The organism is Niallia sp. Sow4_A1 (assembly GCF_052116745.1).
In the GTDB taxonomy this organism is placed as follows: Bacteria; Bacillota; Bacilli; order Bacillales; family Cytobacillaceae; genus Niallia; species Niallia hominis.
In genome coordinates, this window is record NZ_JBQKKM010000006.1 from 21,450 (window position 1) to 35,236 (window position 13,787).

Consider the following 13,787-nt stretch of genomic DNA (forward strand, 5'->3'; position numbering starts at 1 on the left):
ATTTTCCTCCCAAATCATTCATTTATGTATAAAACTTGATCAATTTTTCCTTCTAATAATATTTCTTCTGGTAATATTGTTTTAATAACAAATCCTTTTCCTTTAATAAGGAGTTGACCTTGTTTTAGAAGCAGACGCAATTCTTTATCTGAAAAGGTTATTAATCCACGGTGGTTCTCTACATAAATATGTATTTGTCCAATCATTGTGATTCTAGGTAAGTCCATCATGACATCTTGAGGAAGTTCTAAATTTTTAATCATCCAGTTCCGCAAGTTGTGTCCCCACTTTTTAGCCATAAAAAAAGAACCCCCCTTTCCTCTCTTTTATGAGATTCTCTAGGTAGACGGTACACTTTCTTACACTTACTATCATCATATTCAGGGAGATTTACATTATGCTAAGAAAAGCAGAGATACCTCTACGCTTTTTTAGAGGATAATTTCATCTCATCTATTTATTAAACTAAAAAAGAGTTATTACCACGCAGAAAAAAGACTGCATGGTAATAACTCTTCATTTTTTTAGACCCTATTCTTCCCTTTACGGTGCATGGATGCTCTATGCGGGTTTCTTGCTCTAGGAGCACTTAGAACTTCAGAAAACACTACCGCTTGAATAACATTATCCTTCGTAAACAGCCCTTCAGCATCAGCACTGTCTTCCTTTTTTGGGAGAGGTGATTGAACCCCTCTACTCCTTTGCTTTTCCATCATCTTAATCTTCTTCTGTAAGCTTGCATTTTCTCGATGTAGCCTTTCTAACTCAGAAAGGGGATTCTCTTTCTCCACTGCTTTCTCCACTGCTTTTTTCGCCTTTTCAGGGACCCTCAGAACGGTTGATTCTCTGTTCCTTTCCGTCTTTACAGGCTTAGGTATCTGTGGACTTTTTGGCTTAGGAGCCTGTTTTTTACTATTATCAAATAAAGAAGAGAAGAGAAAAGCTGCAACCGCTATGATTATTCCGATAAATTCCAAATTTTCTCCCTCCCTTTTTTAAAGTTACTCATTATCATCTTTATTTTTTTGATTATCTGACAATTTGCCAATGGAGCCTCTCATTTCCGTATCAGCAGTAATATTTTGTAAATTCATATAATCCATTACGCCGATATTTCCTGAACGCAATGCATCAGACATAGCCATTGGTACTTCTGCTTCTGCCTCCACAACCTTCGCACGCATTTCTTGTACTTTTGCTTTCATCTCTTGTTCTTGGGCAACAGCCATCGCTCTGCGCTCTTCCGCTTTTGCTTGCGCGATTTTCTTATCTGCTTCTGCTTGCTCTGTTTGTAATTCAGCTCCGATGTTTTTGCCGATATCCACATCCGCAATATCAATCGACAGAATTTCAAAGGCAGTCCCGGCATCTAGGCCTTTTGATAAAACAGTTTGAGAAATCATATCTGGATTTTCCAGAACTTTTTTATGATTACTTGAAGAACCGATCGTAGAAACAATACCTTCGCCAACTCTGGCTACAATTGTTTCTTCACCAGCTCCCCCTACTAGTCTTTCAATATTAGCACGAACTGTAATTCTTGCTTTTGCTTTTACCTCAATACCATCCATCGCTACACCAGCAATAAATGGTGTTTCAATTACTTTTGGATTAACACTCATTTGAACAGCTTCTAATACATCACGTCCTGCCAAATCAATAGCAGCACATCGTTCAAATGATAGTTCAATGTTCGCTCGATGTGCAGCGATTAATGCATTTACAACTCTATCTACATTCCCGCCAGCAAGATAGTGGCTTTCTAATTGATTAATCGTTACATTTAAGCCAGCTTTATGTGCTTTAATCAACGGATTAACAACTCGACTAGGAATAACCCTTCTTAAACGCATCCCTATTAACGTGAAAATGCTAATTCTCACTCCTGCTGCTAAAGCAGAAATCCATAGCATTACAGGCACAAATGTTAATAGCACCCCTAACAAAATAATTGCTAATACTACTACAATAATCCAAAAAATTTCAAATCCGCCTACTAACATTACTCATCCTCCTTAAGTATATCTATCGGTAGTATTTCTCTAACTACAATTCTTGAACCTTCTGCTTTTACAATTTTTACTTTCTTCTCTTTATCAATAAAACTTCCCTCACTTACTACATCGATTCTTTCATCGTCAACAAGGACCACTCCAGCAGGACGTAATGCAGTTAGGGTCGTACCTATTTTTCCAATCAATTCCTTGCGATTTTGATTGGAAACATACCCACTTTCCGTGTTGGTTGAGTCGGTTAATATAATTTTTCTAAAGAATTTCATTTTTCTACCAAACACCTTTACTAATAAGATAGACGCAATAATGGAAACTCCTATTGCGATTAAAAGACTTATCCCGATTACTGCAATATCTCCACTCGCAAGAAACATACTTGCAATTACAGCAATAATCCCTATCGCTCCTGCTATTCCTCCAACAACAAAGAATTCCAGTATTATCAAGAGTATACCTATAACAAAGAGAATAAGACTTTCATATCCAGCAAGGCCTGCAACTAGATGCCCATAGAAAAATAATAACAATGCAGAAAGCCCCGCAATTCCGGGTAAGCCAAAACCAGGTGAATATAACTCAATTATTAACCCTAGACTCCCAATTGACAATAAAATAGGAATAATAATTGGATTTGTTACAAATCTTGCAATTTTATCTGCAAAGCTTTCATCTACTCTTTCTACCTTCGCATTCTGTAAACCAAGTTCTTCAAGTAGTTTATCTAAATTATCGACTGTACCATCCGAATAGTTTACCTCTTCTGCTTCTGTTGAAGTTAAGGTTAAAAAGGTCCCTTCTTCTTTCATTCCAGGAATGGCTATAGATTTATCAGCCATCGCCATTGCATAAATTGGATCTCTTCCTTTCTTCTCTGCTGCTCCCTTCATTGCGGATATCCAGTAAGATTGCGCTTTTTCATCTGCTGCATTTCCTTGTCCGTCAATAACGCCAGACGATCCTATCCTGCTTCCCTCCACCATATAGATTTTATCGGTATTTAATGCAATATAGGAACCTGCTGAAATAGCATCTTGATTAATATAGGTTATGGTTTTAACATCCGTTTCAGAAATTCTTTTTCCTATTTCAATAGCAGCCGAAACATCTCCGCCAGGTGTATTCATATCAAAAATAATCGCACTAGCTTGATTTTCTTCAGCTTCCGTTATGGCTCGATCTATAAACTCACTTAAACCTTTTTCAACAGTGTTTTTAATCGGCACAACATACACGACTTCTTCGTTATTCGCACTGATTACACTAGGTATTATTGATAGTAAAAAGATAAAAAGAAGAGAAAGCAATAATCGTTTCTTATGTCTTCTCAGAATTCTCCCTCCTTCCCCAAACGTTTTAGTATTTAAAACACTATGGCTATGTATACGTTTCATTTTAAAAAAAGTTTCATTTTAATTTATATTTTTTTAAAGACTATCTTCATTATATGTTTTTTAGTTTAAGATAAAACAGTAATCTTCTAAAATTACTTCAACATTAAAAGAAAGCACTTCGTTCAAATAAATAAAAGGGGGTTTTTTCTTTGTCCTCCACTGAGTTAGATGAACTACTTTGCCTTAAGGGCTTTTGACACACCCATCTTCCGAGAATGTTCATCAGATTACAATTGATTCTTATTCTACTGAGAGCAGGGAAAGTAGATGTAAAAAGGCTGCAGACATAGTCTGCAGCCTTTAAAACATAAACTTATTTATGAAAGGTGTTGTTGTACAAGTTTATTTACTAGTGAACCGTCTGCTTTTCCTTTTACCTTAGGCATTAAAGCAGCCATCACTTTTCCCATTTCTTTCTTTGAAGAAGCACCTGTTTCATCAATTGCTTGTTTCACAATTTCAGATAGTTCCTCTTCTGAAAGTTGTTCAGGCATATATATTTCAACATGTTTTAACTCCGCACGTATTTTGTCAACAAGATCTTCACGACCTGCTTTCTCAAACTCATGGAGGGAGTCTTTGCGTTGTTTTACTTCGCGAGAAAGGACAGATAACTCGTCTTCTTCAGAAAGATCTCTACCAAGCTTAATGCTTTCATTCTGAATGGCAGCCTTAATCATTCGAATCACAACTAGTTTATCTTTTTCTTTGTTTTTCATCGCTTGCTTCATATCATTGTTTAAACGTTCGAGAAGACTCAATTTTGCTACACCCTCTCTTAGAACTTACGTTTTCTTGCTGCTTCTGATTTTTTCTTACGTTTCACACTTGGTTTCTCGTAGAATTCGCGCTTTCTAGCTTCCTGCAAAGTACCAGTTTTTGATACTGAACGTTTGAAGCGACGAAGAGCATCTTCAAGCGATTCGTTTTTACGAACGACGGTTTTAGACATTCTCTTTCCCTCCCTCCGAACACAACACACTAACATCAACATGGTTTCCATGTACCTTGACATTATAATATATCAAAGTGACAAGGTCAACCGTATTTGACCTAGTTAGACAAATTGTTTTAAAAAAAAACGTAAAAAAGGGTGTTTTATACAATAATCAGCCCTTTTCTCCCTCCATTCCTTTCTCGTCCTTTATTTTTCCCTCTATATATCATTATAAACATATGTCATGACAAGAACTTATATAAGTAACTTATGCTACCTTCTCCATCATTTATTTAGCCGCAGATGACATGTCCACAGCCTTTTCTTCATATAGTTTTCATAGAGGAGGAAATATATAATGATTTATCTTATACTGTTTATTGTTCTTATCCTATTATTTATTTTTGGGATGACCCTTTTACGGACAGGTTTATTTAATTTATCTTCCAAATCTCTTAAAGGCTTGCTCGAAAAATTAACAGATAAACCTTGGAAAGGGTTAATTATCTCGATATTAATTACAGCATTACTCCAAAGCAGTGCTGCCGTAATGGTGCTTACGATTGGGCTGATTTCCGCCAGAGTTTTATCCTTTCCTCAATCCATTGGCATTATTTTAGGAACCAATATTGGGACCACATTAACAACTGAATTCATCACTTTCGACATCAATGATTATTTACTTCCGCTTGCTATCATCGGTGTCCTATTTATGATTATTAACAAATCCCAGTTAAGAAGTATTGGATTCATATTATTCGGAATTTCTACCGTATTTACAACGATGCGTGGATTTAAATATTTTGCAGGGATGATTGAAAACCATCCCTTTTTAAACACTTTTTTTCTTCAATTAGCTGATCAACCTATTATCGCTCTTTTAGTTGGCATTGGCGTTACTGCCTTGATTCAATCAAGCACAGCAACAATTGGGATTATGATGGGTTTTTTAGAGGCCGGCATGCTTCCAATAGAAATTGCTATAGCCATTATGCTTGGCTCTAATATCGGCACATGTATTACTTCTTATTTAGCATCAATTGGAACAGAAAAAAGCTCAAAGCTATGTGCATATGCTCATATTTGGCTAAATATAGGAGGAGTTATTCTATTCTATCCTTTCATTGACATATTAGCAGCTACCGTTAAAAATATGACTGCTGACATCGATGTTCAACTTGCCCATGCAAGCCTTTTATTTAATGTCCTATCTTCCCTACTTGTTCTACCCTTTGCCGAGCGTTTTGGCAAATTAATAATGCGTATACATAGCTGAAGTTTTGCTTATTTTCTTGATAATAGAGGAGGCTTAGACAAAACTAAATTGTCTATCTGTAAATAATCAATCGGCGAAACCAATTCATTCCATTGCGATACGTCGCGCGATGAACGAGGCATTTTGACTTAACTAATGGAGGGTACTGAAACAGCAATTTAACCATAATTATTGGTAGCCCACTTTTAAATTGGGTATTTTCATATGTTTTCCGAGGAGATAGCACTCCTTTGGAAAGCGAAGTGTATTTTAGGCTGTTGATATTACTATCCCAACTTTACTGAAACAGCCTTTTATAAACTGATTAAAAACCCGACCCCCAACCATACGAAACGCTTGTATGGTTGGGGGTCGGGTTTATCTATGACCGAAATACTTATGTCCCAGTCTCTTTTTCACATAACTTTAAGTAAATCATATTGTGATTGATATAAATGATAATATAATCCTTTTAAAGCCATTAGCTCGTCATGGGTACCTTTTTCCGCAATTCTTCCTCCATCTATATAGAATATTTGACTGCTATTTTTAATGGTCGATAATCGATGAGCGATAATAAAAGAAGTTCTTCCCTTTAGTAATTCCGTTATCCCTTCTTGTAGAAGCTCCTCAGTTTTGGTATCAATACTACTAGTCGCTTCATCTAAGATCAATATTTTGGGATTTGCTAAAAGTGCCCTTGCAAAGGATATTAATTGTCTTTGTCCTGCTGATAAAGTACTGCCTCGTTCTTCAACAACCGTATGATATCCATCCTTTAGATCTTTAATGAAGTCATCTGCCCTGACAATTTTAGACGCTGTGATTATTTCATCTTCTGTTGCATCCAATTTTCCATAACGAATATTATCAAGGATTGTTCCTGAAAATACAAAAGTGTCTTGAAGCATTACCCCCATTTGAGAACGCAGTGATTTCAATGTGACATCTCGTACATCGATATCATCAATTTTTACGCTTCCTTCATTAACATCATAGAACCTGCTAAGTAAATTTATAATGGTTGACTTTCCTGCACCAGTTGGTCCTACTAAAGCAATGCTTTCTCCCGCATTAATATGGAAACTGACATCGTTTAGAATGTTTTTCCCTTCTTCATAACGGAAAGATACATGATCAAATGTTACGTTTCCTTTAATAGTCGGCATTTGAATGGCTTTAGGATTATCTTTAATATCTGGCTCTACATCTAACGTTTCAAAAATTCGTTCTAAATAAGCAGATGCTGTAATAAGCGCATTATAAAAGTTCCCCATATTAATTACTGGATTCCAAAAGTTATTTACATAGCCAATAAAAGCAACAAGTGTACCTGTACTAACATCCACCCCAATCTGACGGATTCCTACGAAGTAAATTAAACTTGTTGTCAACACAGAGATGTTTTGTACACCTGGCCAGAGTAGAAACTGAATGGAAACAGCCTTCATCCAAGAGGTTCGGGTTTCATTGCTCACTTCATCAAATATTTCATAATTCTCATCTTCTCTTGCAAATGATTGTGTAATCTTAATCCCTGCAATACTTTCATGAATATATGCATTCATGTTGGATTGTTTGTTACTTAACACTTGATATGCTTTTCTTTGCATATTTTTAATAACCCATACCAATATTCCTAAAATAGGGAGCAGAGCTAAACTGTATAATGTTAATTTAGCATCAATCGCAAACATAAAAATCAAAGTAATAATAACACTGATAATATCTGAGATTAGATTAATTAATCCGTTGCTTAATAAATCACTAAGTGTATTAATATAGTTAACTACTCTTATTAATATTTTTCCATGTGGACGATTATCAAAATAAGAAAAAGGTAACTTTTGCAAATGCTGAAAAATATCCAAACGCATATCCTTTAAAATATTTTGACCGATACGTGTAATCCATTGAATTCTATAACGCATACATATTCCAATAACGATAAGGGATAACAAAAATAGTATACTAAGTCCAATTAATAGCGGAATATTTTTATCTGGGATAATTTCATCGATTGCTATTTTCGTAAAAAATGGACCGAGCATCCCTGCAACATTGGCAGTTAATATGATCAGCAATGTAATAAACAATGCCTTTTTATAAGGTTTAATATATGCACCGATACGTTTATAGTGACTCCAGTTAAATTCGGTTTCTAATTCTTCATCAACATTAAATTTATTACGGGCCAATGGTTGCTCCCCCTTCTTCCTGCTCAACTAGTCCTAGCTGCCTTTTATAAACATCGTAATACAGCCCTTTTTTCGCTACAAGCTCCATATGCGTACCCTGCTCTTTCACTTCCCCTTTGTCGAGAACTAAAATAAAATCCGCATCTCTTACAGAAGAAATTCGGTGTGCAATAATGAAGGTTGTTTTATCTTCGGTTAGCTGATTTAATTCCTTTTGGATTTTACTTTCTGTTTCCATATCTACCGCAGAGGTTGTATCGTCCAAGATTAAGATGGATGGATCTTTTGCTAATGCTCTTGCTAAGGAAATCCTTTGCTTTTGTCCGCCTGATAGACCAACTCCACGCTCTCCCACAATGGTATTGTAGCCCTCGGGCATTCTGACGATAAAATTATGAGCATCTGCTATAGCAGCAACTCGCTGTATCTGTTCTATATTCAAAAATGGCTTTCCAAAAGAAATGTTTTCTTCAATTGTATTTGAGAATAAGAAGATATCTTGCATAACCATGGAAATCTGATCACGGAGCTTTCGTACAGGCCATTCTTTTGCATTTACGTGATCAATTAATACTTCCCCTTCAGTCGGATCATAGAATCTGGCAATCAAGTTAACTAGTGTAGATTTACCTGACCCTGTTTCCCCTAATATTCCAACCGTTTGTCCTGGTCGGACTGCAAAGGACACATTTTTTAATATTTGCGTTTCTGGATCATCAGAAAACGCAAAGGAGACATTTTTAAACGTTACGTAGCCGGAAATTTTCTTCGTTTGCTTTCTTTCTTCCACTCTAATCTGTGGTTCTGTTTTTAATAAATTTCTTATTTTTACACAAGATGCATTAAAACGCTGTACATCATTTATTAACCATCCGCTCATTCGCATTGGCATATTTAATAACCACATGAATCCATTAAAAGCAACTAAATCCCCAATTGTCATGCTTCCTTGAATAACAAATAATCCGCCTAGCAATAATGTGATAACAGCGAGCATACCTGCAAAGCCATCTAACCATGGTAAGTATTTTTTTGACACATTGGCAGAATCCAGATTACGCTTTTGATAATCATTATTGAAATGATTGAACTTTTCAATTTCGTATTCTTCCCGCGAAAATGCTTTGACTACTCTGTTCCCACTAATATTTTCTTCTACCATTGAATTCAGCCTTGAAAAACTTTCTCTAATTTCTAAAAATACTGGGTGTGCTGCCCTGGACATTTTTTGTGTAAAAATAAAAATAATTGGCGTGACTGCAACTAATCCTAAAGTTAATTTCCAATCAATATTCATCATTACGATAATAGCTACAACAAACCAAACGACACATTCGGCTATGTTATAGCATACCCATGAAACGAAATGACGTATGGCGTCCATATCCCCCGTCATTCTCGCCATAATATCTCCCACTCTATTATGATTAAAGAAATCAAAATCAAGCTCTTGAAGCTTCTTATACATGTCTTGCCTGATATCAAACTGTGCATCCTGACCAACTTTTTCATATAATAATTGGTATATGTAACGGGTAACGGTTCTAATAAGTGTTGCTCCTACCATCGCTAACAGAATTGGAACTAAAAGTTGTACTTGATTATTCTCAATGACTTCATCAATTAGCCTTCCACTTAATATAGGAATAATCACTACAAAAAAGGAATTTGCCAATAAAATCAATGTTGCGGTAATTACTTTTTTCTTATTCTTCTTTACATAACTCCAAATCCATTGATAATTATTCAATAGGAATCTACACTCTTTCTTTTTTAATTTGTTTACTTCAAAAATGATATTTGCAAAACCATCTTAATATTCGTATAAAACGAAATTCACTACGTAAAATCAATAATATCTCTCAAAACAAATATAAGGGGGTATACAAAACTTGAATTCGTTTTCATGTCTTTCTCATCTCTCCCATCTTTTTATAGCATTGCTGAGTCCATTGTTATGCATAGGCTATTTATCTTTCATCTCCTTTTTGCCATTTTGTTAGCTAACAAATCCTCATACGCCATTTGAATAAAAAATGTGCAGTCTCATTATTAGTATAGTAAGACTACTTATAGGGCAATAAGAAATAAAGATTCCTTTCTTATTACAGATTAATTTTAGTCATCACTGATTGACGTAACTAGTACTTAAATTGTATAATTATGGACAAAATTTGACTTGAAAGGAGCATATTGAATGTTATATTATCAATCTAATTATTTTGGACAAAATGGAGATTTTGATCGTATTTCGGCAACCAATCCCAATATCCTTCCACATTTTCATCGAAGTATGGAGCTTGTAATGGTCGATGAAGGGACACTGAATCTTACAATCCAAAATAAAACCTATACCCTTCACAGAGGAGAAAGCGCTTTCGTTCTTTCGAATCAAATACATAGTATGCAAAGTAAAAATAAAAACCATGCCTGGATTTATGTCTTTTCTCCAGAGTTTGTTAATCAATTTTTTCAATTAAGCAAAAATAAAGATTTAATCGAACCTATATTCCGCTTACAGCCCGGTATTAGTGAGATGATTAAGGAGATATTAATGACTAATAAAAGCTCGATGATAGCCAAAAAAGGTGTCCTTTATTTGATTTGTGCTGAATTGTTAAATCAAACAACCTTTAAAGAGGAAGCAAGAAGAGATGAATATTTATTACATGATTTACTGAATTATATCCAAAATCATTTTACCGAGGAGCTTTCATTAAAAGATTTATCACAAAAATTTGGCTATGACTATTCCTACCTATCTAGATTTTTCACAAAGATACTGAAAGTTCCGTTCGTTGATTTTCTTAATGGACATCGTGTCACATTGGCATCTCAATTATTAAAAACTACGGATAGCAAAATTACAGAAATTGCCGATATAGTCGGATATCGAAATATTCGTAGCTTTAATCGTAATTTCGAAAAACTTATGAATACAACTCCGAGTAATTATCGAAAAATTTATTTGGAAAATTATTAGTATTACATGCCGTTTGAATGAAAAAAACCTTAGAGAAAACAATTCTACGTTTTCTCTAAGGTTTTTTAAAAAAAGGAATATTAATAATCACTGGTGCTCGTTAAACCATTAACGATTGCAACACCAGAGCTTGCTCCAATTCTAGTTGCTCCAGCTTCAATCATTTTCGCTGTATCTTCGCTACTGCGTACCCCTCCAGATGCCTTTACACCTACACTCGGTCCGACAGTTTTTCTCATTAATGCAATGTCCTCAACTGTTGCTCCACCTGTGGAGAAACCAGTAGATGTTTTAACAAAATCAGCGCCAGCTTCTACTGCTAGTTTACAAGCAATCTCTTTTTCCTCATTAGTTAATAAGCTTGTTTCAATAATAACTTTTGATAACGCCTTGCCTTTTGCAGCATCCACTACTGCTTTTATATCTTCTTTTACTAAATCATAATTTTTATCCTTTAATGCACCAATATTAATAACCATGTCTACTTCTGTAGCACCATTTTTAATGGCATCCTCTGTTTCAAATGCTTTTGTTGCAGAAGTGGTTGCACCTAAAGGGAAACCGATCACTGTACATACTTTTACTTCTGTTCCATCAAGTAATTCACTAGCAACTTTCACCCATGTTGGATTAACACAAACGGAAGCAAATGTATATTGCTTTGCTTCTTCACAAAGAGTAACAATTTGTTCTTTCGTTGCGTCAGCTTTCAATAAAGTGTGATCAATCATTTTAGCAATGTTCATTATGATTCTCCTTTGATATATGTACTCTTGAAAAATATATATTCAAGCTCCTTAGAATACTAATTCAAAAGAGCTTGAGTAACTTATTATATATTAAATGTAAATCAACAAAATAGGAAATGCTATGGTTAAGATACTATCGCAGCCTGATCTTCCATTTCCTCTAATATGCGGACAAATTGCCCTTCATTTACAGGATAACCAGCTTTTATTATTTTTACTTTAACAATTTTCCCTATCATTTCTTCTGTAGCAGGGAACACAACTTTTAAATAGTTATCTGTATAGCCAACAAAGAGTTTTCCATTGCTATCCTCTTTGTATACTTCTTCCGGAATGACTTCTACTACTTCCCCTTCATAGTTAGACGCATATTCTTTTGCAAGTTGATCAGAAAGAGAAATCAATCGATGAACACGTTCATTTTTTACTTCTTCGTCAATTTGGTTGTCCATACGTGCGGCAGGAGTTCCAGTTCTCTTAGAATATGGGAACACATGTAATTCAGAAAATTTATGGTCTTTTATAAAATTATATGTTTCCATAAACTCTTCTTCTGTTTCGCCTGGGAAGCCAACGATAACATCAGATGTGATAGCAAGTCCTGGTAGAGCTTCTTTTAATTTTGTAATTCTTTCTGCAAAAAATTCCATCGTATATTTTCTTCTCATTCTTTTTAAAACAGTGTCAGAACCTGATTGAATAGGAATATGAAGATGGTTTACGACAATTTTGGATTTATCCAATACTTCAATAACTTCATCTGTTATTTGACTAGCTTCAATGGAAGAAATACGTAGTCTTTTCAAGCCCTTTACTTCTGCTTCTAAGTCTCGAAGTAAGTTTGCAAGATTATAATCCTTCATATCTGATCCATATCCACCTGTATGAATCCCTGTTAAGACAATCTCTTTATAGCCTGCATCCACTAATTGTTGTGCTTGTTTAATGACATCTTGTGGATCCCGAGAACGCATTAAACCTCTTGCCCATGGAATAATACAAAATGTACAAAAATTATTACAGCCTTCTTGAATTTTTAATGAAGCTCTTGTTCTATCTGTAAAAGCAGGTACATCCATTTCCTCATATACGCGGTTTTTCATAATATTTCCAACCGCATTAATTGGTTGTCTTTCTTCTTTGTACTGTGCAATATACTCTAGCATTTTTACGCGATCCTGTGTACCCACTACAATATCAACACCAGGAATAGCCATAATTTCTGCTGGTGACGTTTGTGCATAACAACCTGTAACACAAATAACTGCGTCAGGATTTTTCCGCACTGCACGACGAATAACTTGTCGGCTCTTCTTATCGCCTGTATTTGTAACTGTACATGTGTTAATAACATATACATCAGACATATTTTCATATTCTACACGTTCATAGCCCTGTTGTTTAAACAACTGCCAGATCGCTTCTGTTTCATAATGGTTTACTTTACATCCTAATGTGTGAAAAGCAACTGTTGGCATTTTTATCACTCCATCAATTCAAAATGATAAGATACAGCAGACAACAGATACAATGGAGCTGTCTCTGTTCTTAATATTCTTGGACCAAGTCCACATAATTCAAAACCATGATCTTTTAATAACGTAACTTCTGCTTCTGTTAGACCACCTTCTGGTCCAAATACAGCAAGGATTGATTGTCCCTTTGCCATTGACTTAAGTTTCTTCGTTAATATAGACGATTCGCCTTGTCTTGCCTTTTCTTCGTATGCTACTAACTTTACATGAAAGCCTTCTGAAAGTTTAATCAATTCTTTTATATCAATTGGGGTATTTACTTTAGGAATCATCGTCCGATGAGATTGTTCTGCTGCTTCTTTCGCAATCTTATTCCAGCGAACAAGCTTTTTCCCACCTTTTTTCTCATCCCACTTAACGACAGAGCGAGCTGCTATAAAAGGGATAAACTTAAAAGCACCTAATTCTGTCCCTTTTTGAATAATCCATTCTAGCTTATCCCCTTTTGGCATTCCGCTCACAATGGAAACAGAAACAGGAAGCTCTATTTCTCCTTCTAACCATTGTACCACCTTTGCCGTCACTTCGTTTTCGGAAATATTTGCTATCTTACAACGTGCTACCTGTTGATTATCATTTACACAGTATATTTCATCTTCCATATTCATTCGCATAACACGAACGATATGATGATAATCATCTTCTTGGATAATAAATGTATCTTCTTCATTTTTAGCAAAATAACGCTGCAATCGAAATACCTACTTTCCTTTACCCAATAGAT

General features: G+C 35.2%; 13 protein-coding genes. 2 read left to right on the forward strand and 11 right to left on the reverse strand.

The window, feature by feature from the left end; translation table 11 throughout:
• Positions 1-14: 14 nt before the first annotated feature.
• The 6 genes from yqfC to rpsU form a co-directional block, all read right to left on the reverse strand.
• The gene (gene yqfC, locus ACTQ5K_RS04950; protein ID WP_016202973.1) at positions 15-299 is read right to left on the reverse strand and encodes a sporulation protein YqfC; all 285 of its coding nucleotides are present in this window, start codon (positions 297-299) and stop codon (positions 15-17) included.
• 225 nt (positions 300-524) lie between these two features.
• Positions 525-977 carry a hypothetical protein gene (locus ACTQ5K_RS04955; protein ID WP_441993766.1) on the reverse strand — a complete coding sequence of 151 codons (453 nt, stop codon included), beginning with the start codon at positions 975-977 and terminating at the stop codon, positions 525-527.
• Positions 978-1,001: 24 nt separating this feature from the next.
• Positions 1,002-2,003 carry a flotillin-like protein FloA gene (gene floA, locus ACTQ5K_RS04960; RefSeq protein ID WP_441993767.1) on the reverse strand — a complete coding sequence of 334 codons (1,002 nt, stop codon included), beginning with the start codon at positions 2,001-2,003 and terminating at the stop codon, positions 1,002-1,004.
• Positions 2,003-3,343: an NfeD family protein gene (locus tag ACTQ5K_RS04965; RefSeq protein ID WP_031536600.1), complete on the reverse strand. Its 1,341-nt coding sequence runs from the start codon at positions 3,341-3,343 to the stop codon at positions 2,003-2,005. Before ACTQ5K_RS04965 ends, floA begins: the two co-directional genes overlap by 1 nt.
• 380 nt (positions 3,344-3,723) lie before the next feature.
• On the reverse strand, positions 3,724-4,167 hold the full coding sequence (locus ACTQ5K_RS04970) for a GatB/YqeY domain-containing protein (protein ID WP_235247986.1): 444 nt from the start codon (positions 4,165-4,167) through the stop codon (positions 3,724-3,726).
• A 17-nt stretch (positions 4,168-4,184) separates the two neighbouring features.
• Positions 4,185-4,358, reverse strand: a complete 174-nt coding sequence (rpsU, locus tag ACTQ5K_RS04975; RefSeq protein WP_003152957.1) for a 30S ribosomal protein S21 — start codon at positions 4,356-4,358, stop codon at positions 4,185-4,187.
• A gap of 343 nt (positions 4,359-4,701) precedes the next feature.
• Here rpsU and ACTQ5K_RS04980 point away from each other — a divergent pair, with 343 nt between their 5' ends.
• On the forward strand, positions 4,702-5,619 hold the full coding sequence (locus tag ACTQ5K_RS04980) for a Na/Pi symporter (RefSeq protein ID WP_441993768.1): 918 nt from the start codon (positions 4,702-4,704) through the stop codon (positions 5,617-5,619).
• A gap of 395 nt (positions 5,620-6,014) precedes the next feature.
• Here ACTQ5K_RS04980 and ACTQ5K_RS04985 read toward each other — a convergent pair whose 3' ends face one another.
• On the reverse strand, positions 6,015-7,796 hold the full coding sequence (locus ACTQ5K_RS04985; protein ID WP_441130464.1) for an ABC transporter ATP-binding protein: 1,782 nt from the start codon (positions 7,794-7,796) through the stop codon (positions 6,015-6,017).
• Positions 7,786-9,546: an ABC transporter ATP-binding protein gene (locus tag ACTQ5K_RS04990; protein ID WP_441130462.1), complete on the reverse strand. Its 1,761-nt coding sequence runs from the start codon at positions 9,544-9,546 to the stop codon at positions 7,786-7,788. The genes ACTQ5K_RS04985 and ACTQ5K_RS04990 overlap by 11 nt, the downstream gene beginning before the upstream one ends.
• A 447-nt stretch (positions 9,547-9,993) precedes the next feature.
• On the opposite strand from ACTQ5K_RS04990, the gene ACTQ5K_RS04995 reads away from it, so the two are divergent.
• Positions 9,994-10,779 (forward strand): AraC family transcriptional regulator, encoded by a 786-nt coding sequence (locus ACTQ5K_RS04995; RefSeq protein ID WP_441130460.1) that lies wholly within the window; start codon positions 9,994-9,996, stop codon positions 10,777-10,779.
• An 80-nt stretch (positions 10,780-10,859) separates the two neighbouring features.
• On the opposite strand, the gene deoC is transcribed toward ACTQ5K_RS04995, so the two are convergent.
• From deoC to ACTQ5K_RS05010, 3 genes are all read right to left on the reverse strand, one after another.
• Positions 10,860-11,525 (reverse strand): deoxyribose-phosphate aldolase, encoded by a 666-nt coding sequence (deoC, locus tag ACTQ5K_RS05000; RefSeq protein WP_441130458.1) that lies wholly within the window; start codon positions 11,523-11,525, stop codon positions 10,860-10,862.
• 128 nt (positions 11,526-11,653) lie between these two features.
• Positions 11,654-13,006 (reverse strand): tRNA (N(6)-L-threonylcarbamoyladenosine(37)-C(2))-methylthiotransferase MtaB, encoded by a 1,353-nt coding sequence (gene mtaB, locus ACTQ5K_RS05005; RefSeq protein ID WP_441130457.1) that lies wholly within the window; start codon positions 13,004-13,006, stop codon positions 11,654-11,656.
• A 5-nt stretch (positions 13,007-13,011) separates the two neighbouring features.
• Positions 13,012-13,755 carry a 16S rRNA (uracil(1498)-N(3))-methyltransferase gene (locus ACTQ5K_RS05010; protein WP_031536591.1) on the reverse strand — a complete coding sequence of 248 codons (744 nt, stop codon included), beginning with the start codon at positions 13,753-13,755 and terminating at the stop codon, positions 13,012-13,014.
• Positions 13,756-13,787 lie beyond the last annotated feature (32 nt).